This window comes from Pseudomonas fitomaticsae, from assembly GCF_021018765.1.
GTDB lineage: Bacteria > Pseudomonadota > Gammaproteobacteria > Pseudomonadales > Pseudomonadaceae > Aquipseudomonas > Aquipseudomonas fitomaticsae.
Window position 1 is genome coordinate 4,824,009 of the sequence record NZ_CP075567.1, and the last position, 24,810, is coordinate 4,848,818.

General features: G+C 61.7%; 25 protein-coding genes. 3 read left to right on the forward strand and 22 right to left on the reverse strand.

What is annotated here, in order from left to right; translation table 11 throughout:
* Positions 1 to 5: 5 nt before the first annotated feature.
* The 4 genes from fabD to KJY40_RS21775 all read right to left on the reverse strand — a co-directional run bounded on the left by fabD (position 6) and on the right by KJY40_RS21775 (position 2,808).
* On the reverse strand, positions 6 to 944 hold the full coding sequence (fabD, locus tag KJY40_RS21760) for an ACP S-malonyltransferase (RefSeq protein ID WP_230732786.1): 939 nt from the start codon (positions 942 to 944) through the stop codon (positions 6 to 8).
* Positions 945 to 1,069: 125 nt separating this feature from the next.
* Complete coding sequence (gene plsX, locus KJY40_RS21765; protein ID WP_082302347.1) at positions 1,070 to 2,080, reverse strand: phosphate acyltransferase PlsX; 1,011 nt, start codon at positions 2,078 to 2,080, stop codon at positions 1,070 to 1,072.
* 4 nt (positions 2,081 to 2,084) lie between these two features.
* Positions 2,085 to 2,267 (reverse strand): 50S ribosomal protein L32, encoded by a 183-nt coding sequence (rpmF, locus tag KJY40_RS21770; RefSeq protein WP_003179396.1) that lies wholly within the window; start codon positions 2,265 to 2,267, stop codon positions 2,085 to 2,087.
* Between the two features lie 13 nt (positions 2,268 to 2,280).
* Positions 2,281 to 2,808 carry a YceD family protein gene (locus KJY40_RS21775; protein WP_003204262.1) on the reverse strand — a complete coding sequence of 176 codons (528 nt, stop codon included), beginning with the start codon at positions 2,806 to 2,808 and terminating at the stop codon, positions 2,281 to 2,283.
* Positions 2,809 to 2,914: 106 nt separating this feature from the next.
* On the opposite strand from KJY40_RS21775, the gene KJY40_RS21780 reads away from it, so the two are divergent.
* The gene (locus KJY40_RS21780) at positions 2,915 to 3,493 is read left to right on the forward strand and encodes a Maf family protein (protein WP_230732789.1); all 579 of its coding nucleotides are present in this window, start codon (positions 2,915 to 2,917) and stop codon (positions 3,491 to 3,493) included.
* A 46-nt stretch (positions 3,494 to 3,539) separates the two neighbouring features.
* On the opposite strand, the gene sppA is transcribed toward KJY40_RS21780, so the two are convergent.
* From sppA to rluC, 3 genes are read right to left on the reverse strand one after another with little or no spacing between them, the layout of a single operon-like run.
* Positions 3,540 to 4,529, reverse strand: coding sequence for a signal peptide peptidase SppA (gene sppA, locus KJY40_RS21785; RefSeq protein WP_179694104.1), 990 nt, complete (start codon positions 4,527 to 4,529; stop codon positions 3,540 to 3,542).
* Between the two features lie 24 nt (positions 4,530 to 4,553).
* A complete protein-coding gene (locus tag KJY40_RS21790; RefSeq protein ID WP_115078850.1) occupies positions 4,554 to 5,216 on the reverse strand; it encodes an HAD-IA family hydrolase in 663 nt (220 codons plus the stop codon).
* Positions 5,203 to 6,165, reverse strand: a complete 963-nt coding sequence (rluC, locus tag KJY40_RS21795) for a 23S rRNA pseudouridine(955/2504/2580) synthase RluC (protein WP_025113008.1) — start codon at positions 6,163 to 6,165, stop codon at positions 5,203 to 5,205. The genes KJY40_RS21790 and rluC overlap by 14 nt, the downstream gene beginning before the upstream one ends.
* Positions 6,166 to 6,864: 699 nt before the next feature.
* On the opposite strand from rluC, the gene rne reads away from it, so the two are divergent.
* Entirely contained in the window at positions 6,865 to 10,101 is a 3,237-nt protein-coding gene (gene rne / locus KJY40_RS21800) for a ribonuclease E (RefSeq protein WP_230732792.1), read from the forward strand.
* A 67-nt stretch (positions 10,102 to 10,168) separates the two neighbouring features.
* Here the strand turns inward: rne and KJY40_RS21805 are convergent, their stop codons facing one another.
* The 12 genes from KJY40_RS21805 to KJY40_RS21860 form a co-directional block, all read right to left on the reverse strand.
* Positions 10,169 to 10,765, reverse strand: a complete 597-nt coding sequence (locus KJY40_RS21805) for a nucleotidyltransferase family protein (RefSeq protein ID WP_230732795.1) — start codon at positions 10,763 to 10,765, stop codon at positions 10,169 to 10,171.
* Entirely contained in the window at positions 10,762 to 11,742 is a 981-nt protein-coding gene (locus KJY40_RS21810) for an XdhC family protein (RefSeq protein WP_230732798.1), read from the reverse strand. Before KJY40_RS21810 ends, KJY40_RS21805 begins: the two co-directional genes overlap by 4 nt.
* Positions 11,742 to 14,063: a xanthine dehydrogenase family protein molybdopterin-binding subunit gene (locus KJY40_RS21815; RefSeq protein WP_230732801.1), complete on the reverse strand. Its 2,322-nt coding sequence runs from the start codon at positions 14,061 to 14,063 to the stop codon at positions 11,742 to 11,744. Before KJY40_RS21815 ends, KJY40_RS21810 begins: the two co-directional genes overlap by 1 nt.
* Positions 14,060 to 14,530 (reverse strand): (2Fe-2S)-binding protein, encoded by a 471-nt coding sequence (locus KJY40_RS21820; RefSeq protein WP_039770687.1) that lies wholly within the window; start codon positions 14,528 to 14,530, stop codon positions 14,060 to 14,062. The genes KJY40_RS21815 and KJY40_RS21820 overlap by 4 nt, the downstream gene beginning before the upstream one ends.
* A 246-nt stretch (positions 14,531 to 14,776) precedes the next feature.
* Positions 14,777 to 15,796, reverse strand: a complete 1,020-nt coding sequence (gene murB, locus KJY40_RS21825; protein WP_230732804.1) for a UDP-N-acetylmuramate dehydrogenase — start codon at positions 15,794 to 15,796, stop codon at positions 14,777 to 14,779.
* Positions 15,793 to 16,257: a low molecular weight protein-tyrosine-phosphatase gene (locus KJY40_RS21830; protein WP_230732807.1), complete on the reverse strand. Its 465-nt coding sequence runs from the start codon at positions 16,255 to 16,257 to the stop codon at positions 15,793 to 15,795. Before KJY40_RS21830 ends, murB begins: the two co-directional genes overlap by 4 nt.
* The gene (gene kdsB / locus KJY40_RS21835; RefSeq protein ID WP_064383500.1) at positions 16,257 to 17,021 is read right to left on the reverse strand and encodes a 3-deoxy-manno-octulosonate cytidylyltransferase; all 765 of its coding nucleotides are present in this window, start codon (positions 17,019 to 17,021) and stop codon (positions 16,257 to 16,259) included. The genes KJY40_RS21830 and kdsB overlap by 1 nt, the downstream gene beginning before the upstream one ends.
* Entirely contained in the window at positions 17,018 to 17,203 is a 186-nt protein-coding gene (locus KJY40_RS21840) for a Trm112 family protein (protein WP_003179363.1), read from the reverse strand. Before KJY40_RS21840 ends, kdsB begins: the two co-directional genes overlap by 4 nt.
* 24 nt (positions 17,204 to 17,227) lie before the next feature.
* On the reverse strand, positions 17,228 to 18,238 hold the full coding sequence (lpxK, locus tag KJY40_RS21845; RefSeq protein WP_230732810.1) for a tetraacyldisaccharide 4'-kinase: 1,011 nt from the start codon (positions 18,236 to 18,238) through the stop codon (positions 17,228 to 17,230).
* The gene (locus KJY40_RS21850) at positions 18,238 to 18,666 is read right to left on the reverse strand and encodes an ExbD/TolR family protein (protein ID WP_007950767.1); all 429 of its coding nucleotides are present in this window, start codon (positions 18,664 to 18,666) and stop codon (positions 18,238 to 18,240) included. Before KJY40_RS21850 ends, lpxK begins: the two co-directional genes overlap by 1 nt.
* Positions 18,663 to 19,298: a MotA/TolQ/ExbB proton channel family protein gene (locus KJY40_RS21855; RefSeq protein WP_162803842.1), complete on the reverse strand. Its 636-nt coding sequence runs from the start codon at positions 19,296 to 19,298 to the stop codon at positions 18,663 to 18,665. The genes KJY40_RS21850 and KJY40_RS21855 overlap by 4 nt, the downstream gene beginning before the upstream one ends.
* A 78-nt stretch (positions 19,299 to 19,376) precedes the next feature.
* Positions 19,377 to 21,620 (reverse strand): DNA internalization-related competence protein ComEC/Rec2, encoded by a 2,244-nt coding sequence (locus tag KJY40_RS21860; RefSeq protein WP_230732812.1) that lies wholly within the window; start codon positions 21,618 to 21,620, stop codon positions 19,377 to 19,379.
* Between the two features lie 136 nt (positions 21,621 to 21,756).
* On the opposite strand from KJY40_RS21860, the gene KJY40_RS21865 reads away from it, so the two are divergent.
* Positions 21,757 to 22,275: a DUF2062 domain-containing protein gene (locus KJY40_RS21865; RefSeq protein WP_230732814.1), complete on the forward strand. Its 519-nt coding sequence runs from the start codon at positions 21,757 to 21,759 to the stop codon at positions 22,273 to 22,275.
* 54 nt (positions 22,276 to 22,329) lie between these two features.
* Here KJY40_RS21865 and KJY40_RS21870 read toward each other — a convergent pair whose 3' ends face one another.
* The 3 genes from KJY40_RS21870 to KJY40_RS21880 all read right to left on the reverse strand — a co-directional run bounded on the left by KJY40_RS21870 (position 22,330) and on the right by KJY40_RS21880 (position 24,795).
* Entirely contained in the window at positions 22,330 to 23,109 is a 780-nt protein-coding gene (locus KJY40_RS21870) for an ABC transporter permease (protein ID WP_007950763.1), read from the reverse strand.
* Positions 23,106 to 24,038 (reverse strand): ABC transporter ATP-binding protein, encoded by a 933-nt coding sequence (locus KJY40_RS21875; RefSeq protein WP_064598582.1) that lies wholly within the window; start codon positions 24,036 to 24,038, stop codon positions 23,106 to 23,108. The genes KJY40_RS21870 and KJY40_RS21875 overlap by 4 nt, the downstream gene beginning before the upstream one ends.
* A gap of 133 nt (positions 24,039 to 24,171) precedes the next feature.
* Complete coding sequence (locus KJY40_RS21880; protein ID WP_230732816.1) at positions 24,172 to 24,795, reverse strand: glutathione S-transferase family protein; 624 nt, start codon at positions 24,793 to 24,795, stop codon at positions 24,172 to 24,174.
* Positions 24,796 to 24,810: the final 15 nt, after the last annotated feature.

Below are 24,810 nucleotides of genomic sequence, written 5' to 3' on the forward strand. Positions count from 1 at the left end.
CTGATTCAGACAGCCGCTGCGCGAGCAGCAGCGAAAGCGTCTGGGGTATTGAGGTTGGAAGTCGAAACGCCTTCGGCGCAACGTTTGTTCAGACCGGCCAGCACCTTGCCAGGGCCGCACTCGACCAGATTGGTCGCACCTTTGGCGGCCAGGGTCTGTACGGACTCGACCCAGCGGACCGGCTTGTAGAGTTGTTCCAACAGATCACGCTTGAGGGTTTCCAGATCCGCCGGCACTTGCGCACTGACGTTCTGTACCACAGGGATCTGCGGCGCCTGCCAGTCGATGGCAGCGATGGACTCGGAGAAACGCTCGGCAGCCGGGCGCATCAGTTCGCAGTGCGACGGCACGCTGACCGGCAGCGGCATGGCACGCTTGGCGCCACGGGCCTTGCAGCCTTCGATGGCGCGCTCGACGGCTGCCTTGGCACCGGCGATCACCACCTGACCCGGGGAGTTGAAGTTCACCGCGCTGACCACTTCGCCTTGCGCCGCTTCGGCACAGGCAGCCAGAACATCGGCATCTTCCAGACCGAGGATGGCAGCCATGCCGCCCTGCCCGGCCGGAACGGCTTCCTGCATCAGCTGGCCACGGCGCTCGACGAGCTTTACCGCGTCCGCCAGGCTCAGGCTGCCAGCAGCAACCAGCGCGCTGTATTCACCCAGGCTGTGACCGGCAACGAAGGCAGGACGCGCACCACCTTCCGCCAGCCACAGACGCCACAGGGCGATCGAAGCGGTCAGAATGGCCGGTTGGGTTTTATCGGTTTGATTGAGCTGCTCTTCCGGGCCCTGCTGGGTCAGCGCCCACAGGTCGTAGCCCAGAGCGTCGGATGCTTCTTTGAAGGTTTCGAGGATCAGTGGATGTTGCGCGCCCAGCTCGGCCAGCATGCCGAGGGACTGCGAACCCTGTCCTGGAAAGACGAATGCGAGGGAAGCAGACATGTAACAAGCCCCTAATGATCTTGTCGTCGGAAAAATGGCATCCCGCTAGAGGGACGCAAGAAACTGACAGTTGGATGGCCCTTTGAACCGGGCGGTCACATTTAAGCATTGTCCGACGAAAACGCCTAAGACAACAAATCCTCCAGACGGCCGTGCAGGCGCTCGGGAAGATTCTCCTGAATCTCGATCAGCGCTCGCTGAATGGCACTCTGAAACCCCTGAACCCCGGCCGAACCGTGACTTTTCACGACAATGCCCTGCAAACCGAGGAAGCTTGCGCCGTTATGCCGCGCAGGCGCCAGATCAGCCTGCAGACGCTTCATCAATGGCAGCGCCAGCGCACCGACCGCTCGGGATGCCAGGTTTTTCTTGAACAAGGCTTCGATGCGCGCGGCGATCATCGTCGCCAGGCCTTCGCTGGACTTGAGCAGGATATTGCCGACGAAACCGTCGCAAACCACTACGTCCGCCTCGCCGCGATACAAGCCGTCGCCTTCGATGAAACCGATGTAATTGATGCCCCGGGCAGCCTGCAACAACGTCGCAGCCAGCTTGACCTGCTGATTGCCCTTGATGTCTTCAGTGCCGATATTCAGCAGCGCAACGCGCGGACGGGCAATGCCCAGGGTTTGCGCCGCCACCGACCCCATCACGGCAAACTGCAACAGATGCTCGGCGCTGCAATCGACGTTGGCGCCCAGATCGAGCAACTGGCAATAGCCCTTCTGGGTAGGGATCGCGGCGACCATGGCCGGACGATCAATCCCCGGCAGGGTCTTGAGCACAAATCGCGACAGGGCCATCAACGCACCGGTATTGCCGGCACTGACACAGGCCTGAACCTTGCCGTCACGCAGCAATTCAAGGGCGACACGCATCGACGAGTCCGGCTTGCCACGCAGGGCCTGGGCAGGTTTTTCGTCCATGGTAATGACTTCGGACGCCGGAACAATCGTCAGGCGCGCGCGATCGGCAGCCGATTGGCCGGTGATCAGTTCTTCAAGAAGGGAGGGTTGACCGACGAGGGCCAGGTGCAGCGAGGGTGTAGCAGAAAGGCAAGCAAGGCTGGCCTGAACAATGCTGCGGGGACCGAAGTCCCCGCCCATTGCGTCAATCGCGATGACTTGAGCGGACAAGTGATTACTCGTCAGCGCCCTTGTCGATCACTTTACGGCCACGGTATACGCCTTCTGGCGATACGTGGTGACGCAGGTGAACTTCACCAGTGGTTTTTTCTACAGACAGGGTGCTAGCCTCGAGAGCGTCGTGCGAACGGCGCATGTCACGGGCAGAGCGGGATTTTTTGTTCTGCTGAACAGCCATAATTGATTAACTCCTAAACGTTTGGGTCACGCTTTAACTGCGCCAATACACTGAACGGGTTGGACCGCGTTACCTCGTCCTCGCTCGGTTCGGGCTCATCTGCTCCCGCCGGCTGCTGGCATTCTTCCGGATGATGAGCAGGCACAATGGGCAAGGCGAGCAGAAGCTCCTCCTCGATCAGTGACTGCAGATCCAATGGATCTTCGCCCAGTTCCAGCACGTCATAACCTTTCGGTAACGACTGGGTATTCGCACCCTCCTTCACAACAGCGTAACTGCATTCGCTGTGGATCGGCAGGGTGACCAGCTCAAGACAACGCTGGCAAACCATTTTGACTTCGGTGTCGATAAAGCTGTGGATCACCACAGATTTACGTTCATCTCGTTCAAAAACGAATTTTGCCTGCACCGTACCGACATCGTCGGAAAGCGGGTCGCAGAGTCTCTTCAAATCGGCCAGCAGCAGTTCACCTTGAAGGGTGGTGCCACGGTCAGCCAATTTGCGCGGGTCAACGTGAGGTGGAATCGGGTCATTCAACATAGGCGCAGCATTATAGGGATGCACCCACCCATGTCAAAGGAAATTGTGCCCTGTCCGTCACTTGCGCGGCTCCGCTAGAATCTGTCGCCTGCCTCTGGAGATGCGAATGCTGCCTTTATTACTCGCTTCAAGCTCGACCTATCGTCGGGAATTGCTCAGCCGCCTGCGCCTGCCGTTCGTCTGTAGCTCGCCGGATATCGATGAAAGCCATCGCCCGGACGAGTCGGCAATCGAGCTGGTGAAACGCCTCGCCGAACAGAAAGCCCGAGCCCTGGCCGACAGCCACCCTGCTCACCTGATCATCGGCTCCGACCAGGTTGCGGTACTCGGCGAGCTCATCATCGGCAAGCCGCATACCTTCGAAACCGCCCGCGAACAACTGATGGCCGCCAGCGGCGCCAGCGTGACCTTCCTCACCGGCCTGGCCCTGCTCAACAGCCAGACAGGCCACTGTCAGGTCGACTGCGTGCCCTTCACCGTGCACATGCGCGCACTGGACCAGGCCCGCGTCGAGCGCTATCTGCACGCCGAGCAACCCTACGACTGCGCCGGCAGCTTCAAGGCCGAAGGACTGGGCGTGAGCCTGTTCCAGTCGACCGAAGGCCCCGACGCCACCAGCCTGATCGGCCTGCCGCTGATTCGCCTGATCGACATGCTGCTGGTCGAAGGCGTACAGATTCCCTGACCCACAAAAAACCGGCCCTCAGGCCGGTTTTTCTTGCAGCATTCGATCAGCGCAACGACGGGCCGTTGAAACCCATCCACATTGCCAGTTTCTCGGCAACGCTGGCGCCTAACTTCTTCGAGAAGCGGTCAAACGGCGATTCCTGAACGGTGAAGTCCACCAGTTCCTTTTCGCCAATCACGTCACGCGCCACCGAGCTGGCATTGCCCAGACCATCGATCAGCCCCAATGGCAGCGCCTGCTCGCCAGACCAGACCAGCCCGGAGAACAGCTCCGGATGCTCTTTGTCTTTCAGGCGATCGCCACGCCCCTGCTTGACGCTGTTGATGAACTGCTTGTGCGTGGTATCCAGCACACTTTGCCAGAATGCGGTTTCTTCCGGCTTCTGCGGCTGGAACGGGTCGAGGAACGACTTGTGCTCGCCGGAGGTGTAGGTGCGACGCTCGACGCCAAGCTTCTCCATCGTGCCGACAAACCCGTAACCAGCCGCCGTCACACCAATGGAACCCACCAGACTGGCCTTGTCGGCATAGATCTGATCCGCAGCGCTGGCGATGTAATAGGCACCGGAAGCACCCAGATCGGAAATCACCGCGTACAGCTTGGTGTCGGGATGCAGGCCGCGCAGGCGCTTGATCTCGTCATACACATAACCCGACTGCACCGGACTGCCGCCCGGGCTGTTGATGCGCAGGATTACGCCTTTGACCTTCTTGTCTTCGAACGCTGCACGCAGGCTGCCGACGATGTTGTCGGCGCTGGCAGGCTCTTTGTCGGCGATCATGCCGGTGACGTCGATCAACGCGGTGTAGTTGGAGCTGCGCGTAGCGCTCTTCTCCATATCCATCAACGGCGTGAACAGTATCAGCGCAACAAACAGATAAACAAACGTCAACAGCTTGAAGAAGATGCCCCAGCGGCGCGACCGGCGCTGTTCCTGCACGCCAGCCAGCAGAGTCTTTTCCAGCAGCTTCCAGCTTTTCGCGTCACCGTCGTCAGCAGTTGCCTTGGCCGGTGCTTTCCATTCGTCGGTCATCCCATCCACCCCAGCAAAAACGTATTAAGCCTGCTTCTCCAGCCAGGCGTGCAATTCGGAAAAATGGTCGATCGACAGTCGCGGCTCGAACTGCTGCAGTGATTCGATCGATTGCGCGCCATAACTGACCGCCACCGAATCCATCCCCGCATTACGCGCCATCAGCAGATCGAAGGACGAATCACCGACCATCAGCGCTTGTTCGGCACGTACGCCGCAATGCGCAAGGATCTGTTCCAGCATCAGAGGGTGCGGCTTGCTTGCAGTTTCATCGGCAGCACGGGTGATATCGAAATAATCTTCCCAGCCATTGGCTTTGAGCACCCGATCCAGCCCACGACGATTCTTGCCGGTCGCAACAGCCAGGTGATAGCCCTGCTCGCGAAAGGACGCCATCGACTCGACTACACCTTCGAACAACGGCGAAGGTACGGCTTCTGCAGCGATGTAGTGATCCGCGTAATACTCGCGAAACAAGGTCATTTCGGCATCGCTGATTTCGGGATACAGCGTACGGATCGCCTCGGGCAAACCCAGACCGATAATGCCTTTGACGGCAAAGTCATCCCGCAACTCGAAACCTGAACGCCCGGATGCCGAGTGCATTGCCTCGACAATCCGATGAATGGAATCAGCCAGGGTGCCGTCCCAATCAAAAATCAGCAGCTTGTAATCAGATGGGCGCACTCAATCGCTCCACAGTCTTGGCCCACATTTCATCGACCGGTGCCTGCAACTTGAGTTCACCGCCATCGGGCAGCGGCACGGTCAGCATGTAGGCGTGCAGGAACAGACGCTTGCCGCCCAGATCACGAATTTCCTTACTGAAACTGTCATCGCCGTACTTGGTGTCACCGGCAATGCAGTGCCCGGCGTGCAACGTGTGGACGCGGATCTGGTGCGTGCGACCGGTGATCGGCTTGGCCTCGATCAAAGTGGCAAAATCGCCAAAGCGACGCAGGACCTTGAACACGGTCACAGACTCCTTGCCCTCCTCCTCGTCGACCTCGACCATGCGCTCACCGGAGCGCAGATTGCTCTTGCCGAGCGCCGCACGAACCTGCTTGATCGAAGTCGCCCAGTTGCCGCGAACCAGCGCCATGTAGCGTTTGTCGACACCATCACCACGCAACGCGGCATGCAAGTGGCGCAACATGCTGCGCTTTTTGGCGATCATCAACAGGCCGGAGGTATCACGGTCGAGACGGTGAACCAGCTCGAGCTCCTTGGCATCGGGGCGCAACTGACGAAAGGCTTCGATAACGCCGTAATTCAGGCCGCTGCCACCGTGAACCGCAATGCCGGCGGGCTTGTTGATCACGATCAGGGCCTTGTCTTCGTAGACAATCGAGGCTTCCAGGCGCTGCAACAGGCCTTGGGCCAAAGGCACCGGTTCGTCACGCTCAGGCACGCGCACTGGCGGCACGCGCACGATGTCGCCGGCCTGCAGCTTGTATTCGGGCTTGATCCGACCTTTGTTAACCCGCACTTCGCCTTTGCGCAAAATGCGGTAAATCAAGGTCTTGGGCACGCCTTTGAGCCGGGCGAGGAGGAAATTGTCGATTCGTTGGCCGGCATATTCCGGCGAGACCTCAAGCAGTTGAACGCCTGGAGTCGAAGGGGCAGTAGTCGTCATGGCGCCGATGATAACAATTTTTTATGGAATTGAAGCACTTAATCATTGCTGCTATAGTCGCGAACGCCGCCAAAAGCGGCCTGGACAGCGGAACCACGGTCAAAAACCGGCCCTGACCAACGCAATTCACCAGGACGCGAGGCCGTCCTACGGGGCTTTTGCTACGTAACGGTGGAGTTTGCAGCTGTAACAAGCGCAGGTGACATGAGGCCTGAATCACGCCGCAAAGCAGAGTTTTGACTCGCCACGCGAGCCATATTCACGGCCAGTTCACAAAGTGCAGTCAGCCGCGGATGACCTCGAGCGAAGACTCCGGAAACACCGCCTGAATTAGCCATGATGCGTGACCTCCCCTTTCGGAGCTCACGGTAAATGCCAACCCGCTGCGGATTCTGCGCGCGGCAGCACCCGAATTATCAGGGATACGTGTAGGGTGGAGATGCACAACCGCTGGACTGTGTAGCAACAGGTTTTATCAAGACGCTTCATCTCGTCCACAGCCACCGGTTGATTCCTCCTCCTGACTGAGTGCTTAAGTAGCCACAGCAAGCAGGACGCGTACGTCGCGATAACGGCCCAATTGGCCGGACATCGCTGGACACGGGAATGGCCAACCACTCCCGACGCACCTGACACCGACCGTGAGAAGTCGTGTGTGCCGAACGCCGTTTCCGGCAGCCCGGAAACCGACGGTACTACATGAAAAGAATGCTGATTAACGCAACTCAACCCGAAGAGTTGCGTGTTGCACTGGTAGATGGCCAGCGCCTCTACGACCTGGACATCGAATCCGGTGCACGCGAGCAGAAAAAGGCCAACATCTATAAAGGCCGCATCACTCGCATCGAACCAAGCCTTGAGGCTGCCTTTGTCGATTTCGGCTCCGAGCGCCACGGCTTCCTGCCCCTCAAAGAAATCTCCCGCGAATACTTCAAGAAAGCCCCTGAAGGCCGCGTCAACATCAAGGACGTCCTGAGCGAAGGCCAGGAAGTCATCGTTCAGGTCGAAAAAGAAGAACGTGGCAACAAGGGCGCAGCCCTGACCACCTTCATCAGCCTGGCCGGTCGTTACCTCGTTCTGATGCCGAACAACCCGCGTGCCGGCGGCATCTCCCGTCGCATCGAAGGCGAAGAGCGCAACGAACTGCGTGAAGCGCTGAACGGTCTGGTCGCTCCGGCCGACATGGGTCTGATCGTGCGCACTGCCGGCCTTGGCCGCAGCAGCGAAGAAATGCAGTGGGACCTCGATTACCTGCTGCAACTCTGGACCGCCATCAAAGAAGCCTCGCTGGATCGTTCCGCGCCGTTCCTGATCTACCAGGAAAGCAACGTGATCATCCGCGCCATCCGCGATTACCTGCGCCAGGACATCGGCGAAGTGCTGATCGACAGCGTTGAAGCCCAGGACGAAGCCCTGACCTTCATCCGCCAGGTGATGCCGCAGTACGCCAGCAAGATCAAGCTGTACGAAGACAGCGTTCCGCTGTTCAACCGTTTCCAGATCGAAAGCCAGATCGAGACCGCTTTCCAGCGCGTCGTCGAACTGCCGTCCGGCGGCTCCATCGTCATCGATCCGACCGAAGCCCTGGTGTCCATCGACATCAACTCGGCGCGCGCCACCAAAGGCAGCGACATCGAAGAAACCGCCCTGCAGACCAACCTTGAAGCCGCCGAAGAAATCGCCCGTCAGTTGCGCCTGCGCGACATCGGCGGCCTGATCGTCATCGACTTCATCGACATGACCCCTGCCAAGAACCAGCGCGCCGTGGAAGAGAAAGTCCGCGAATGCCTGGAAGCCGACCGCGCCCGCGTGCAGATCGGTCGCATCTCGCGCTTCGGCCTGCTGGAAATGTCCCGTCAGCGCCTGCGTCCTTCGCTGGGCGAAAGCAGCGGCATCGTCTGCCCGCGCTGCAGCGGCACCGGCATCATCCGTGACGTCGAATCGCTGTCCCTGGCGATCCTGCGCCTGATCGAAGAAGAAGCCCTGAAAGACCGCACCGCCGAAGTTCGCGCTCAAGTGCCGATTCCGGTGGCTGCGTTCCTGCTCAACGAAAAACGCAACTCGATCACCAAGATCGAACTGCGCACCCGCGCCCGCATCGTCATCCTGCCGAACGATCACCTCGAAACCCCGCATTTCGAAGTTCAGCGCCTGCGTGACGACAGCCCGGAAGCCGCGACCAACCAGTCCAGCTACGAAATCGCTGCCGCTGCCGCCGATGTCGAAGACGTCCAGCCAGCCGCCGCGACCCGCACCCTGGTTCGCCAGGAAGCCGCCGTCAAGACCGCTCCGGCCCGCGCCAACGCTCCGGTTCCGACTGAAGCCGCCGCCCCGGCACCTGCTCCGGTTGCCGCGCCAGAGCCAAGCCTGTTCAAAGGCCTGGTGAAGTCGCTGGTCAGCCTGTTCGCCACCAAGGAAGAGCCTGTTGCTCCGGTTGTGGTTGAAAAACCTGCCACCGAGCGTCCGGCCCGCAACGAAGAGCGTCGCAACGGTCGTCAGCAGAGCCGCAACCGTAACGGTCGCCGCGATGAAGAACGCAAGCCGCGCGAAGAACGCGCACCGCGTGAAGAGCGCGCCCCACGTGAGCCGCGTGAAGAGCGTCAGCCGCGCGAACCACGTGAAGTCCGCGAGCCGCGCGAATCCCGTGACGAAGCACCGGTAGCCCGCGAAGAACGCGCACCGCGCGCCCCTCGTGAAGAACGTGCACCACGTGCTCCGCGTGAAGATCGCAAGCCACGTGGCGAGCGTGAAGAACGCGTACGTGAACTGCGCGAGCCTCTGGATGCCGCCCCGGCCGTTGCTGCCGCCGCCACCGCTGAAGAGCGTCCGGCCCGTCAGCCACGTGAAGAACGTGCGCCACGTCCTCCGCGTGAAGAGCGTCAACCGCGTGCCGAACAGGCCGCTGCCGCTGTCGCCGAAGAAGAAATCACCACCAACGAAGAGCAACTGCCGGAAGACGGTTCGGAGAACGCCGAAGGCGATCGTCCACGCCGCCGCTCCCGTGGTCAGCGTCGTCGCAGCAACCGTCGCGAGCGTCAGCGTGATGCCAACGGCAATGTGATCGAAGGTTCGGAAGAAGCCTCCGAGAACGCTGATGGCACCGAGCCGAGCACTGCCGATCTGGCTGCTGGCCTGGCTGTGACCGCTGCTGTTGCCAGCACCGTGATCAGCGCTCCGGCTGAAGCTCAAGCTCACGAGCAAGCTGAACGCGCCACCGCTGCCACTCTGGAAACTGCTCCAGTTGAAGCACCGGTTGTTGAAGCGACTACGCCGGTCGAAGCACCTGCTGCTCCGGAAGTCGAAGTGGCTCCGGTTCGCGAAGCTCAGCCTCAGGTTGAAGCGGCTGCCGAACCAGCGGTGACCTTCGAAGCACCAGTCGTTGTTGAAGAGTCGGTTGTCGAAACCGTCGCTGAAACCGTGACCGAAACCGTGCGTGAAGTTCGCGAAGAACAGACCGCATTCAACTGGGTCGCCGAACCGGTTGTTGCTGAAACACCAGCGCCAGTGGTTGAAGCGCCTGTTGTTGAAGAAGCCAAGGCTGCCGAGCCAGTAGTTGTTGCTGAACCGGCACCGGTCGTTGAAGCCCCAGTCGTCGAAGCGCCAGTGGTTGCCGAAACACCTGCCCCGGTAGTTGAAACAGCTCCAGTTGTCGCCCCGGTCAGCGCCCTGACCCCAAGCGGCCGCGCACCTAACGACCCGCGTGAAGTGCGTCGTCGCAAGCGTGAAGAAGAGCGCCTGCAGAAGGAAGCCGAACTGGCTGCCGCTGCCGCCGCTACTGCTCCAGCTGCCGAAGTGATCGAGGCAGCTCCTGCCCCGGTCGCTGAAGAAGTTGCCGTTGAAGCCGTGATTGCCGAAGCTCCACGCTCCGTTCAGGAAGCGGTCGAGCAACACGAAGAGGCCCAGGAAAAAGAACACGAGCCTAAACCCCTCGTCTGATTCCAAACGCCAATAAAAAGCCCCGCCTGGTAATCCAGGCGGGGCTTTTTTATATCTCAAGGTTTTATCAGGACGGCGGGAAAACCAGCGCGTCGGGTACATCGATATCCCACAACACGCCCGGATCATCCACCGCGACTTCAACCACCCGCCCTTGGGCAAACAACGGTCGCGCGCCCCGGTCACCGGACAAGGCCATCAGCCCCGCTGCAAACGAGCGACCAAACCCGACCGGATGCCCATAGTCACCATTCAACGTCGGTACGCTGACCGCATCCTCGGCAATCGCCGCCACAACCCGCTCAATGCTCGACGGCAGGATGAACGGCATATCCCCCAGGACAATCAGCCAGCCATCGGCATCCGGGCAAGCCGCCACACCCGCAGCGATGCTATCGCCCATTCCCGTGGACTCAATCGAGACAATGTCACACCCGTAAGCCTGCGCCATGCGCATCGCCTGCGGTCGCACCTCGGTCGTCACCAGCAATCGCTGGTCGAGGCTCGCCGGCAGGTTCACCAGCACCTGCTCGATCACTGAACGCACGGCGCCATCACGCCCGGTGCAATCGGCCAGCAGCTTGTCCTTGTCGGCGCCCGCCACCTCACGAAAGCGGCTGCCCTCACCCGCCGCCAGCACAATCACCCCGATGGATCGGCTCATACACTCTCCACTGTTTTCTTCTGCTTGAGCTCGACACCATTCTTGATCGCGACGATTTCCGCCAACAGCGACAAGGCGATTTCCGCCGGGGAATGGCTGCCAATATGCAAACCGATCGGCCCGTGCAATCGGGCAATGGCCGCTTCTGACAAGCCTAGCTCAGCGAGATTTTCCCGGCGCTTGATGCTGTTGACCCGCGAGCCGAGCGCACCGACATAGAACGCTTTGGAGTCGAGCGCCGTGAGCAGCGCCATGTCGTCCAGACGTGGATCGTGAGTCAGCGCGACAATCGCCGTGCGTTCATCAGTCTGGATATTCAGCACCGCCTCGTCCGGCATGCCGGGGACAAACCGCCCATGCTGCTCTTCCCAGCCATAGACGAACTCGGTGCGCGGATCACAGATCAGCACTTCGAAATCCAGCAGTCGCGCCATCTCGGCCACATACCGCGACAACTGCCCGGCGCCGATCAACAGCAGGCGCCAGCGCGGGCCGTAAATGGCACGCAGGGTCTGGCCGTCGAAGCTCAAGACGTCGGTCTTGCCGGCCGGGCGCAACATTACCTCGCCAGTGCGAATGTTCAGTTCGCGAGCGACGATTTCATGAGCCTCGCAGCGATCCAGCAACTCGGCGACCCACGCCGGATCGCCGACCCGTTCCTCGGTCAGGCGCAGGGTGCCGCCGCAAGGCAGGCCGAAGCGCGCGGCTTCTTCCTGCGTCACGCCGTAGGTGATCAATTGCACCGGCGGCCCGTTGGCGGGAATCCGCCCATCGTGCAGCCGGGCGATCAGATCGTCCTCGACGCAACCGCCGGACACCGAACCGATCACCACCCCATCTTCGCGCAACGCCAGCATCGCGCCGGGTGCCCGGGGCGCAGTGCCCCAGGTCTGCACCACCGAAAACAACACTACCCGCTTCCCGTCGCGGCGCCATTCGAGCACGCTGCGCAGGACATTGAGATCGGCGCTGTCCATCACGCTTGCGCCTTTTGCCAGCCCTGCAACTGGTAACGCACCGGCAGGTTGCGGATGCGCTGACCGGTGGCGGCGAAGATCGCATTGCACAGTGCCGGCGCAATCGGCGGCACGCCAGGCTCACCGACACCGCCCAATGGCACCTCGCCCGGCGGCGTCACCAGATGCACCGCGACTTCCTTCGGCGCCAGTGACATGCGCGCCACTTCATACATATGGAAGTTGTCCTGCTGCACCTTGCCGTCCTTGAAGCTGATTTCGCCCCACACGGCATTGCCCAGGCCCATCACACAGGCGCCTTCGAACTGCGAACGGATGCGCTCGGGGTTGATCTGCGGGCCACAATCCACGGCGATATCGGCTTTGTGCACGATCAGCGTGCCGTCGTCCTTGACCTCGACTTCGATCACCGCCGCCACATAGGTGACGAAGCTGTAATGCACGGCCAGTCCGAGGCCACGGCCCTTGGGCAGTTGACGCCCCCACCCCGCCGCCTTGGCCGCCGTTTCCAGCACGGTGCGCATGCGCCCGGTGTCGATCGGATAACGCTCGGGGGATTCGCCGTAGTTCCACTCTTCACTCAAAGTGCGTGGATCAATCTGTCGATCCGGGCCGAGCAGCTTGATCTGGTACTTGAGCGGATCTTCCTTGGCCTTGTGCGCCAGTTCGTCGACAAAGCTCTGGATCGCAAAACCATGGGGAATGTTCGACACCGAGCGATACCAGCCGACCCGCGTATGAACCGTGGCTTCAGGGTTTTCCAGGCGCACGTTGGGAATCGCGTAGGCCATGTTGGTAAAGCCCATGCCCAGCTCGAACGCAGCTTCGTGATTCATGCCCGGCGCAAACAGCGCGGTGATGCTCGGCGCCACCGTGCGGTGCAGCCAGGCGGACGGCAAGCCGTCCTTGCCCACGCCAGCCTTGAGATATTCGGCGGACACGGTGTGGAAATACGAGTTGTGGATGTCGTCTTCCCGGGTCCACTGCACGCGCACGGCTTTGCCAGGAAATTCCTTGGCGAGCACGGCAGCTTCAACCACAAAGTCCGGTTTGGACTTGCGGCCGAAACCACCGCCCAACAGCGTGACATTGAACGTGACGTTATCGAACGGCAGCCCCAGGCGTTCGGCGATCCGCTCACGGGTGACCTGCGGCGCCTGGCTCGGTGCCCATGCCTCGCACGTGCCATCCTTGTAACGGGCGATGGCGACCATCGGCTCCATCGGTGCCTGGGCCAGATGCGGCAGATAATAAGAGGCTTCCAGCGTGCTGGCGGCACTACCGATGGCTTTGTCGATATCGCCGGTGTTGCGCACGACCTTGCCCGGCTTCAGCGAAGCGGCTTCGATCTCCTTGCGATAGGCGACCGAGTCATAAGTGGCGTTCGGGCCATCGTCCCACTCGATCTTCAGCGCTTCACGGCCCTTCAATGCCGCCCAGGTGTTGCTGGCCACCACGGCCACGCCACCCAACGGCTGGAATTCCGAAGGCAATGGCCGGGGTTCGATCTGGATGACTTTGAGGACGCCCGGCACTTTCAGCGCGGCGCTGTCGTCGACTGACTTGACCTTGCCGCCGTACACCGCCGGACGCGCAATGACCGCGAACAGCATGCCGTCGAAATGCACATCGGCGCCGTACACCGCGCGGCCATTGACGATGTCGGCACCGTCGATGGCCTTGGTGCCTTCCTTGCCGATGTAGCGGAATTCCGACGGCTGCTTGAGCCGCAGGCTGTCACGGGCCGGCACCGTCAGCGCACTGGCCGCAGCGGCCAGCTCACCGTAACCCAGCTCGCGCCCGGACGGCGTGTGAATGACTTTATGCAGTTGCGCGCGGCATTCGCCGACCGGCACCTTCCACTGCGCAGCGGCGGCCTGCTCCAGCATGGTCCGGGCGGCAGCGCCGCAACGGCGCATCGGTTCGTACCAGTGACGCATGCTGCGCGAGCCGTCGGTGTCCTGGTTGCCGAAGCGCACTTCATCACCCGGCGCCTGCTGAACCTTGACGTGGGCCCAGTCGGCTTCCAGTTCATCGGCGACCACCATGGTCAGGCTGGTGCGCACGCCCTGGCCCATTTCCGAACGGTTGCAGACCACGGTCACCGTGCCATCGGCGGAAATGCTGACGTAAACCTTCGGATCGTCGATCCAGCCGTTGGGCATGCCATCGGCGCCGAACTGCTTCGGCTTGTCTTCGGCCAGCGCATCCTGCCAGCCCCAGCTCGCCGCCAGCACCAGCGCACCGGTGGCGCCAACGCCCTTGAGAAAGCCCCGGCGACTCAGGTTGCTCAGGGCGAAATCGTTCGGTAGACGGCTCATGCCTTGGCCTCCTTCAGGTGAGTGGATGCCTGACGGATCGCGGTCTTGATCCGGTTGTAGGTGCCGCAGCGGCAGATGTTGCCGACCATCGCTTCTTCGATCTGCTCGTCGCTCGGGTTCGGGTTGGTCTTGAGCAACGCGGTGGCGGACATGATTTGCCCGCCCTGACAGTAACCGCATTGGGCCACAGCGGTGTCGAGCCAGGCTTGCTGGACAATCTGCCCTACCGGGTCGGCGTGCAGGTTGTCGATGGTGGTCACGTTCTGCCCGACCACCGAACCGATCGGGGTGATGCAACTGCGCGCCGGCGCGCCGTCGATATGAATCGTGCACGCACCGCACAGGCCCATGCCGCAGCCGAACTTGGTGCCGTTGTAACCGGCGACGTCACGGATCGCCCACAACAGCGGCATGTCCTCGGTAACATCGAGTGGATGGTCTTGACCATTAAGTTTCAGGGTAATCATGGGCACGCCCGCATATTCATGGAGGTTATGGGGTCGAGCCATCTGCCACCGCAGGGACGGTGGTGGTTCGCGCAGATCGGCTCAGGCTAATCAGGCTCTCTTGTGCGGACGGGTACGTCTGCACCGGGCCTTTGGTGGAGCAAATGACTGGTATCGTTAGCTGGCTACGTTAACCCGCGATTAACAAAAAAGCCCTGCACTTTTTAAATAATGCAGGGCTTTGGGTTCAGCCTTGAAAGCGTAGCCTCAATAGCGATTGGGCTCCATTTCCAGCTCGACATTGAAACGTTCTGAAATGTCTTTCTGGATACGCTGGGCCAGATCGAGCAATTGCAGCCCGGTCGCCGCGCCGTAGTTGACCAGCACCAGCGCCTGCAATTTATGCACGCCGGCATCGGCCTCACGGAAACCTTTCCAGCCGGCGCGCTCGATCAACCAGCCGGCCGCCAGTTTCATCTGCCCGTCCGGTTGCGCGTAGGCCACCAGATCCGGGTGCTGCGCCTTGATCTGCGCAACCACCGCCGCCGACACCAGCGGATTCTTGAAGAAGCTGCCGGCATTGCCGAGCACGGCCGGGTCAGGCAACTTTTCACTGCGGATGCTGCAAATCGCTCGACTGACGTCTGTCGGCGTCGGCTGCTCGATGCCCTGCTCGCTCAGACGCTGACGCACCGGGCCGTATTCCAGGTGCAGATGCGCGACTCGATCCAGTGCGAAGCGCACCCGCAGGATCAGCCAACGACCCGGCTGCTGCTTGAACACGCTGTCGCGGTAAGCGAAGTTGCACTCTTGCAGGCTGAAGTCGCGCAACTCACCGGTCTGGCGATCCAGCGCCGTCAGGCCGGCGAACACATCCTTGATCTCGACACCGTAGGCACCGATGTTCTGCATCGGCGCGGCGCCGACGGTGCCGGGGATCAGACTGAGATTCTCCAGCCCGGAAAACCCCTGCGCCAGCGTGTGCTGCACGAACGGGTGCCACGGCTCGCCAGCCTCGGCTTCGATCACCACACGATTGCCTTCGTCACTGATGACACGGATACCACGAGTGGACATGCGCAACACCAGCGCCGGAATGTCCGCCGTGAGCAACAGATTGCTGCCGCCGCCGATCACCAGCAACGGCACCTCGTGGGAAGTCGCGTAAGCCAGGGCTTCGCGCACATCGGCGTCACTGTGGGCTTCGGCAAACAGCTGCGCGCGAACGTCGACGCCGAAGGTGTTGAAGGGTTTCAGGGAAACCTGCGGCTGTACCTGCAAACTCATAACCGCCCCTTCACTTCGATCAACAGCTGATCGCAGGCACGCTCGATCAGATCCAGCACCTGCTCGAAACCCTGATCGCCGTCGTAATACGGATCCGGCACCTCGTCGACCACGCCTTCATAGCGGCGCAGAAACAGGTCCAGCTCGGCCTTGCCGCTGGACGGCTGCAAGGCCTTGAGGTTGCGCAGATTGCTGTTGTCCATGGCGAGGATCAGGTCGTAGCTGGCGAAATCGGCACGGCTGACCTGCTGGGCGCGTTGCGCCGACAGGTCATAACCGCGCAGCTTGGCCGCGGCCTGACTGCGTTTGTCCGGCGGATTGCCGACGTGCCAGTCGCCGGTGCCGGCGGAGGCCACTTCGACCTGATCCGCCAGCCCCGCTTCACGCAACTTGTGGCGCAACACACCTTCGGCGGTGGGCGAACGGCAGATGTTGCCCAGGCACACGAACAGAACGCGCATCAGGCCTCCAGCAGGCGACGGACGCGCTCAAGGTCTTCGGCGGTGTCGACACCGGTCGGCGGTGCGATCAACGCGTCAGCCACATGAATCCGCACGCCGTGCCACAGGGCACGCAGCTGTTCGAGGGATTCGGTGTTTTCCAGCCAGCACGGCCCCCAGCTCACGAAGTCCTGAAGGAAACCTGCGCGGTAGGCATAAATGCCGATGTGACGACGATACGGCACGCCTTCCGGCAGCACGTCGCGGCTCTTGGCGAACGCATCGCGAGCCCATGGCAGGGTCGCGCGACTGAAGGTCAGCGCCAGACCGTTAAGGTCGCTGACGACCTTGACCACGTTCGGGTTGAACAGGGTTTCGACGTCTTCAATCGGCTCGGCCAGGGTGGCCATGCGCGCTTCGGTGTGGGCCGCAAGATTGGCGGCGACCTGATCGATCACGCTCGGCGGGATCAGCGGTTCGTCACCCTGCACGTTGACCACGATGGCATCCGGCTCCAGGCCCAGCTTCGCGGCCACTTCGGCCAGACGATCGGTGCCGGAGTTGTGATCTTCACGGGTCAGCACCACTTCGGCGCCGAAGGCCTTGCAGGCTTCGACGATGCGCGCATCGTCGGTCGCCACGACCACACGACTGGCGCTGCTTTTGCTGGCCTGTTCCCAGACGTGCTGGATCATCGGCTTGCCGGCGATGTCCAGCAGCGGCTTGCCCGGCAGACGGGTCGAGGCGTAGCGCGACGGGATGACAACGGTGAAGGCGGTGGTCATTTATCCAGACGCTCGTCGGTGGTCAGGGTGCGGGCTTCGCTTTCCAGCATGACCGGGATGCCATCACGGATCGGGTACGCCAGGCCGGCGCCCTTGCTGATCAGTTCGGTCTTGTCGGCGCTGAGCTTGAGCGGGCCTTTGCAGACCGGGCAGGCGAGGATGTCGAGCAATTTGGTGTCCATGAACATTCCCTGGATAAAAACGGATTAAGGCAAAAGACGATCCGGCAACAGGCGCATCAACTGCGTGTCGAACCAGGCCACGAAGGCCGGCGACGGCACGGCATCGACCGCCAGGTACCACCAGTCGTCTGCAGCGAAGGCGCGGCACTTCACCGCGTCCTTCTCAGTCATCACCACTGGCAATGACGGCGTGAAACTCAAGGCCTGCACGCTGTATTCGGCGTGGTCGGCGAAGGCGTGGGGCACAGGCCGCCAGTCTAGCGCTTCGAGGGTATTGAAGAAACGTTGCGGGTTGCCGATCCCGGCGACTGCGTGCACGGCCTGACCGGGCGGAAAATGATCGAGCGACCGGCGTTCGCCGCTGCGCAGATTGACCAGCGCCGAAGGTTTGAGGCGGAAAGCGAAACCGCCGTCGCGATCTTCGAGGGCGCCGTTGAACAGCACACCGTCAACGCTTTGCAGGCGCTCGGCCGGTTCGCGCAGGGGGCCTGCGGGCAGGCAGCGCTGGTTGCCAAGACCACGGGCGGCGTCGATCAGCACCAGTTCCAGATCCCGTGCGAGGCGGTAATGCTGCATGCCGTCATCGGACAGGATCAGGTCCAGCGGCTCGCTGTCCAGCAGGGCTCTGACGGCGGCGCTGCGATCGGGATCGATCATCAGCGGCACGCCAGTGCGCTGCACGATCAGCAAAGGTTCGTCGCCGGCGATTTCAGCAGTCTGATCGGCTTCGACCCGCCATGGCAGTTGCGCCGGTTTGGCGCCGTAGCCACGGCTGACCACGCCGACCCGCAGCCCGTGGCGTCGGCAGTGCTCGATCAGCCACAGGATCATCGGCGTCTTGCCGGTGCCGCCGACGGTGATATTGCCGACCACGATCACCGGCACCGGTGACTGATAGATCTCACCCTCGCCGTCGAGAAAACGCTGACGCTTGCCGGCCACGACGCGGCGGTACAGCCACTCCAGCGGCCGCAACAGCGTCAGGGCCGGGTGCCCCTCGTACCACGCGGCGAGCAGACGATCGGACATGGCCATCAGGATTTGGGCGCCGCCTCGACCGTGGTCATGCGCAGATGGCTGAAACCGAGCTTGCCGGCCGCGTCCATGGCGGTGATCACGGATTGGTGCTGAGTCTTGCCGTCAGCACTGATCGACAACGGCATGTTGGTGTCGCCGTTGGCTTCTTTCTGCATGGCCTCCATCAGGGTGGCCAGATCGTTTTTCGGCAGAATCTTGTTGTTCACCGAGAACACGCCTTCGGCGCTGATGGCCACGTCCAGTTGCTTGACCTGCTGGTCCTCGGCCGGTGAGCCGCTGACCGCTTCCGGCAGATCGACACGCAGCTGGGTTTCGCGGGTGAAGGTGGTGGTCACGACGAAAAACAGCAACAGGATGAACACCACGTCGATCAGCGACGCGAGGTTGATGTCGATGGTTTCCCGGGGCTTGCGACGGAATTTCACGCTTTGCCCCCGGCCAGATCGACGTCACGGTCGCCCTGCACCACTTCCACCAGTTTGATCGCTTCCTGTTCCATGCCTACCACCAGTTCATCGATACGGCGTTGCAGGAAACGGTGGAAGAACACCGCCGGAATACCGACCATCAGGCCCGCAGCGGTGGTGATCAGCGCCTTGGAAATACCGCCGGCCAGGACCGAAGCATTGGTGGTCATGCCGGAACCGGTGAACGCACTGAAAATGTCGATCATGCCCAGCACCGTACCCAGCAGACCGAGCAACGGCGACATGGCAGCGATGGTGCCCAGCGCGTTGACGTAACGCTCCAGCTCGTGGATGACCCGGGCGGCCGCTTCTTCAATGCACTCCTTCATGATCTCGCGACCATGCTTGGAGTTGGCCAGGCCCGCGGCGAGGATTTCCCCCAGCGGTGAGTTGGCGCGCAATTCCTTGAGTTTTTCCTTGTTGAGCTGCTTGTCCTTGATCCAGACCCAGACCTGACCCAGCAGATGCTCAGGGGTGACGCGACTGGCGCGCAGGGTCCACAGGCGCTCGGCGACGATCGCCATGGCGGCGATGGAACTCAGAATGATCGGCAACATCATCCAGCCGCCGGATTTGACCAATTCCCACACAGTGACAGCCCCCTCGAAAAAGTGCGCCACTTTACCATACCGGTTCGCGATAAAGACCCGTCGCCCCGACGACCGTGCTCAACGGTACTCCGCCCCCGGCAACGGCGGGTCGCGCCAGAAGCGGCGTTGTTGACGCATCGACCGGGCCGGCTGAAACCGCCCCAGTTGCAGATGAATGGCGCCCTGCTCGGCGCTGTCATGGATGTGTATGCCCTGTTTGCGGTAGCGGGCGATGACCGTCGGGTGCGGGTGACCGAACGAGTTGCCCTGCCCTCGGGAAATCAGCACCGCCTGTGGTCGCAAAGCCTTGAGCAAGGCCATCGATGAGGAACTGCGGCTACCGTGATGCGGGGCTTGAAGCCATCGGGTTTGAACTGCCAGTGCGCTGTTGAGCAGGTCCCGTTCGGCAGCGCTGTCGATATCGCCGGTCAGCAGTAACCGTTCGCCGTTGGCTTCGATCTGCAACACGCAGGAACGCTGGTTGCTGTCATGGCCGTCGGCCCACTGCCATAGATGAAAGGCAACGCCGTCCCACTGCCATTGCCGGCCGCTTTCACAAGCCTTGGCGTTCAGCGTTTCGGGCAACCCCGGCGGATCGCCGCTGATGACCCGGCTGACCGGCAATCCTTTCGCCACCGCGAGTGCGCCACCCGCGTGATCGACATCGGCATGGCTGAGCAGCATCAGGTCGAGGTGTTCCACCCCCAGTTTGCGCAATGCCGGCAGCACCACCCGCTCGCCGAGGTCGAAATCGCCGAAACGCGGGCCGCTGTCGTACAGCAAGGTGTGATGCCGGGTGCGGATCAGAATTGCCAGACCTTGCCCGACATCCAGTTGCCAGACATCGGCCACACCTTCGGCCAGACGCTCTCGAGGCGGAAATGCCAGCACCAGCAGCAATGGCCAGCCCAAGGGACGCAAGGGAACGCCTCGGGGCAGCAATAACAACAGGGCACCAAGACCTCCCAGCGCCCAGACCCACCACTGCATCGTCGTCGGCACCCACGCCGGCCAACGACCGGCAATCAGGGCCAGTGCCCGGAACAATCCATCGATCAGTCCGCCGGCCAGCCACAGCAGCCCTTCCCCGACATAAGGGATTGGCAGTAACAAAGTGCCAAGCAACGCCGGCGGCAGCACCGCAAAACTGACCCACGGCACCGCCAGCAGATTGGCCAGTGGCCCACTGAGACTGATCGGCAGACTCAACGCCACCAGCACCGGGCACAAGCCGATCGCGATCAGCCACTGCGCGCGCGACCAGGTCTGCCACCAGCGCCACGGCCCCAGACGGCCGCCGAAGGTGAAGATCAGCACGGCGACCGCGATAAATGACAGCCACAACCCCGGACGCAGACTGGCCAGCGGATCCATCAACAACACGCCGTTGAAGGCCAGCAGCAGCGGCCACCACGCACCGAGGTGGCGAAAACGCAAACGCCACAGCAGCACCAGCGCAACCATCACGCAGGCCCGCCGCACCGGTACATCGAATCCGGCCAGCAAGCCGTAACCCAGCGCCGCCGTGAATGCCAGACCGCACGCCCAGGGCAGCCAGGGCCAACGCACCGGCCAGATCCCGACCCGCGCCAGCCCGGCGACCAGCGCATACATCAACGCCGCCAACAGCCCGATGTGCTGACCGGAAATCACCAGCAGGTGTACGGTGCCGGTGTCCTGCAAGATCTGCCAATCTTCGCGACTGAGCCCGGAGCCATCGCCGAGCACCAACGCGGCCAGAGCGCCGTTACGTCCCTGGGCATCCACTGCTAGCAGGCGCTGGCGAATACTGTCGCGCCAGGCCCACTGCGCCGGCGCCAGGCGCTGACCATCCTTCACCGTCCCGGTAGCGCCGATGCGCTGCGCCAACAGCCAGGCTTCGTAATCGAACGCATCCGGATTGAGCAGCCCACCGGGGCGCTTGAGCTTGACCGCCAGTCGCCAGCGTTCACCACTTTTGACCTCTGGCCCGGCGTACCAGGCCAGACGCATCAGCGACGGCAGTTTGTCGTGACGCGAGCGGGCATCGGCCAGTTCGAACCGCACGACGCCCTCGGCACTCTGCGGCAAACCGACGACCCGCCCCTCCACCCAGCGCGTTTCACCATCCAGCCGTGAAGGCAGTCGGTCATTCAACGCCATCTGCGCGCTGAAACCCGCCCATACGAATCCAAACAAAAAAAACGCCAGTGGATAGCTGCGAAACGGCAACAGCATCAGCGCCACCCACGGCAACACCAGCAATAACCCGACCGGCGGCAAGGCCGGTAAAAAAACCGGAGCCAGCAGACCGACCGCCAGCGCCATCATCCCTGTGCGCATAAGCCCGTCCTTGAGAGTCCCACCTTCAGGCATAGCTGTTGCCGGGCACGACCGTCGTTATCAATTGTCACAAAGTCTGAATGGGCGGTTCGTAGAATCCAGACATACTTGCCGCCTTAACCGACCGAGAAGCCTTATGCCCCGGCGCTTATTCAAACGTTACATGCCCGACCCGACGAGCATCAGGGAACACAAATCCTTACGCTTTCTCGGCACGTTGCTGCATGACCCGAATCTCTGGCACCTCAACCGGCACTCGGTGGCACGGGCCATGGCCGTTGGCCTGTTCGCCGCGTTCCTGCCGATTCCCGCGCAAATGCTGGTGGCCGCTGCGCTGGCTGTCACAGTGCGCGGCAACATGCCGATCGCCGTCAGTCTGGTCTGGCTGACCAACCCGATCACCATGCCGGCGGTGTTCTTCTGCACGTATCAGGCCGGGGCGTGGCTGATGGATGTACCCGCACGCACGCTCCCGGACGAATTGACCTGGGAATGGATCAGCGGCGAACTCTCGACCTTGTGGCAACCGTTCCTGCTGGGTTCGGTGGTGGTCGGGCTGGCACTGGGCGCCCTCGCCTATTGTCTGGTAATGATGTACTGGCGCTGGTGGGTAGCGCGGCAATGGGCGCGGCGCAAGAAAAGTCGTCAGGCCTGAACGCAAAACGGCCTCCACTGTGGGAGGCCGTTTTTCATTGCAGCATTGAAGGGATCAGGTGCGCATGCCGCGCCCGCTCACCAGCAACCGCGAACAACCGATATACAACACCACGGTCGCCACCAGCATGAAGGTGATCGCGATACCGATGCGAATGTCCGACACACCGAGGATGCCGTAACGGAAGGCGTTGACCATGTGCAGCACCGGGTTGGCCAGCGACACGGTCTGCCAGAACGGCGGCAGCAAGGTGATCGAGTAGAACACGCCACCGAGGTAGGTCAGCGGGGTCAGCACGAAGGTCGGGATGATCGAGATGTCATCGAAGTTGCGCGCAAACACCGCATTGATGAAGCCCAGCAGCGAGAAAATCGTCGCGGTCAGCACCACCACCAGCACCGTCACACCGAGATGGTGTACCTGCAAATGGGTGAAGAACAGCGACAGGATCGTCACGATCACACCCACCATCAGGCCGCGCAAGACGCCACCAATGGTGTAACCGATCAGGATGGTATGCGGCGACACCGGCGACACCATCAGTTCTTCGATGGAGCGCTGGAACTTGCTGCCGAAGAAACTCGACACCACGTTGCCGTAGGAGTTGGTGATCACCGACATCATGATCAGCCCCGGCACGATGTACTCCATGTAGGTGAAGCCACCCATGTCGCCGATCTGCCGGCCGATCAGGTTGCCGAAGATCACGAAGTACAGAACCATGGTGATCGCCGGCGGCAGCAGGGTCTGCGGCCAGATCCGGGTGAAGCGTCTGACCTCGCGGTAAACGATGGTGTTGAGGGCAACGAGGTTGGGGCGCAGCTCGGAACTCATACCGCCACCTTCGAAAGATTTTTCTCCACCAGGGACACGAACAGCTCCTCGAGGCGATTGGTTTTATTGCGCAGGCTCAGCACTTCGATGTTCTGCAGGGCCAGTTGGCCGAACAGCGCAGTGATGCCCATGGACTTGTCGACCTGGACTTCCAGGGTATGGCCGTCCACCAGACGCGCCGGATAACCCGCCAGTTGCGGCGCGGCACTCAGGCCGTTCTTCAGGTCCAGCAGGAAGGTCTCCACATGCAGCTGACCAAGCAGCTGACGCATGCTGGTGTTCTCGACGATGGTGCCGTGGTCAATGATGCCGATGTTGCGGCACAGCTGCTCAGCCTCTTCCAGGTAGTGGGTGGTGAGGATGATGGTGATGCCTTTCTGGTTCAGTTCGGTGAGGAACGTCCACATCGAGCGACGCAGTTCGATGTCGACGCCGGCGGTCGGTTCATCGAGGATCAGCAGGCGCGGTTCATGCACCAGCGCCCGGGCGATCATCAAGCGACGCTTCATGCCGCCGGACAGCGAACGCGACGGCACATCGCGCTTGTCCCACAGGCCAAGCTGGGTCAGGTACTGCTCGGCGCGTTCCTTGGCGACCTTCGCCGGAATGCCATAGTAACCGGCCTGGGTCACGACGATGTCGAAGGTCTTTTCGAACTGGTTGAAGTTGAACTCCTGGGGCACCACACCGATCGAGCGCTTGAGCGCCGCCGGGTTCTTGTCCAGGTCGTGGCCAAAGATATTCACGGTGCCGCTGGTCTTGTTGACCAGGGTCGAGAGAATACCGATGGTCGTGGATTTGCCGGCGCCGTTGGGGCCGAGCAAGGCGAAGAAGTCACCTTCGGCGACGTCCAGATCGATACCACTCAAGGCCTGGAACCCGTTGCCGTAGGTTTTGGTTAGCTGCCGGATGGACAGAGCGGAACTCATATCGGATTTACGCACCCAGTAAGGAAAAAAGGACTGATAAAAAGCCGGCGGCGAGGAAGACAACCGCAGCGCTCGAGCGCAATGGTGCTTGCCGTCGCCGCACAAGTACAGTCAAGTGTGTCGATAGTAGGTATTAAGTCAACGCGGTCATGACAGCTTTCTGATACGCCGGACGCTGCTTCAACCGTGCGTACCAGGCTTCAAGATTCGGTTGTGGCGCGCGCTCGATCGGCATCTCGAACCAGGCATAAATGAAACTGCCGAGCGGGATATCGCCCATGCCGATTTCATTACCGGACAGATACGGCTGATCCTTCAACGCCTGATCGGCCATCGCCAGCAAACCGTCACATTCCTTTATCGCCGCATGGATTGCCGGCCAGTCCTGCTTGTCTGCCGGGGTACGCAGAACGCCCCAGAACACCGTGCGAAACGGTCCGGCAAAACTGGAAGTCGTCCAGTCCATCCATTTGTCAGCGGTGGCGCGGGTCTGCGGATCCGCCGGATACCACGAAGTGTCGGCTGCATGCTTTGCCAGGAGGTAACGCACAATGGCATTGGATTCCCACAGCACAAAACCATCGTCCTGAATCACCGGCACCCGCCCGTTCGGGTTCATTGCCCGGTACTGCGGCGTGTCGACCACACCAAACGCGCCACCGGCATCGATGGCCTCGTAGGCCAGCCCGAGCTCTTCGGCAGCCCACAACGGCTTTCTGACATTCGACGAATTCTTGCGACCCCAGATCTTCAGCATGACCGCCTCCTTTCC

Excerpts from the sequence above, each read along its gene's own strand:
- fabD (WP_230732786.1), bottom strand. The coding sequence starts at position 944 with ATGTCTGCTTCCCTCGCATTCGTCTTTCCAGGACAGGGTTCGCAGTCC.
- rpmF (WP_003179396.1), bottom strand. The coding sequence starts at position 2,267 with ATGGCTGTTCAGCAGAACAAAAAATCCCGCTCTGCCCGTGACATGCGC.
- KJY40_RS21775 (WP_003204262.1), bottom strand. The coding sequence starts at position 2,808 with ATGTTGAATGACCCGATTCCACCTCACGTTGACCCGCGCAAATTGGCT.
- KJY40_RS21780 (WP_230732789.1), top strand. The coding sequence starts at position 2,915 with ATGCTGCCTTTATTACTCGCTTCAAGCTCGACCTATCGTCGGGAATTG.
- sppA (WP_179694104.1), bottom strand. The coding sequence starts at position 4,529 with ATGACCGACGAATGGAAAGCACCGGCCAAGGCAACTGCTGACGACGGT.
- rluC (WP_025113008.1), bottom strand. The coding sequence starts at position 6,165 with ATGACGACTACTGCCCCTTCGACTCCAGGCGTTCAACTGCTTGAGGTC.
- rne (WP_230732792.1), top strand. The coding sequence starts at position 6,865 with ATGAAAAGAATGCTGATTAACGCAACTCAACCCGAAGAGTTGCGTGTT.
- KJY40_RS21805 (WP_230732795.1), bottom strand. The coding sequence starts at position 10,765 with ATGAGCCGATCCATCGGGGTGATTGTGCTGGCGGCGGGTGAGGGCAGC.
- KJY40_RS21810 (WP_230732798.1), bottom strand. The coding sequence starts at position 11,742 with ATGGACAGCGCCGATCTCAATGTCCTGCGCAGCGTGCTCGAATGGCGC.
- KJY40_RS21815 (WP_230732801.1), bottom strand. The coding sequence starts at position 14,063 with ATGAGCCGTCTACCGAACGATTTCGCCCTGAGCAACCTGAGTCGCCGG.
- KJY40_RS21820 (WP_039770687.1), bottom strand. The coding sequence starts at position 14,530 with ATGATTACCCTGAAACTTAATGGTCAAGACCATCCACTCGATGTTACC.
- murB (WP_230732804.1), bottom strand. The coding sequence starts at position 15,796 with ATGAGTTTGCAGGTACAGCCGCAGGTTTCCCTGAAACCCTTCAACACC.
- KJY40_RS21830 (WP_230732807.1), bottom strand. The coding sequence starts at position 16,257 with ATGCGCGTTCTGTTCGTGTGCCTGGGCAACATCTGCCGTTCGCCCACC.
- kdsB (WP_064383500.1), bottom strand. The coding sequence starts at position 17,021 with ATGACCACCGCCTTCACCGTTGTCATCCCGTCGCGCTACGCCTCGACC.
- KJY40_RS21840 (WP_003179363.1), bottom strand. The coding sequence starts at position 17,203 with ATGGACACCAAATTGCTCGACATCCTCGCCTGCCCGGTCTGCAAAGGC.
- lpxK (WP_230732810.1), bottom strand. The coding sequence starts at position 18,238 with ATGGCCATGTCCGATCGTCTGCTCGCCGCGTGGTACGAGGGGCACCCG.
- KJY40_RS21860 (WP_230732812.1), bottom strand. The coding sequence starts at position 21,620 with ATGCGCACAGGGATGATGGCGCTGGCGGTCGGTCTGCTGGCTCCGGTT.
- KJY40_RS21865 (WP_230732814.1), top strand. The coding sequence starts at position 21,757 with ATGCCCCGGCGCTTATTCAAACGTTACATGCCCGACCCGACGAGCATC.
- KJY40_RS21870 (WP_007950763.1), bottom strand. The coding sequence starts at position 23,109 with ATGAGTTCCGAGCTGCGCCCCAACCTCGTTGCCCTCAACACCATCGTT.
- KJY40_RS21875 (WP_064598582.1), bottom strand. The coding sequence starts at position 24,038 with ATGAGTTCCGCTCTGTCCATCCGGCAGCTAACCAAAACCTACGGCAAC.
- KJY40_RS21880 (WP_230732816.1), bottom strand. The coding sequence starts at position 24,795 with ATGCTGAAGATCTGGGGTCGCAAGAATTCGTCGAATGTCAGAAAGCCG.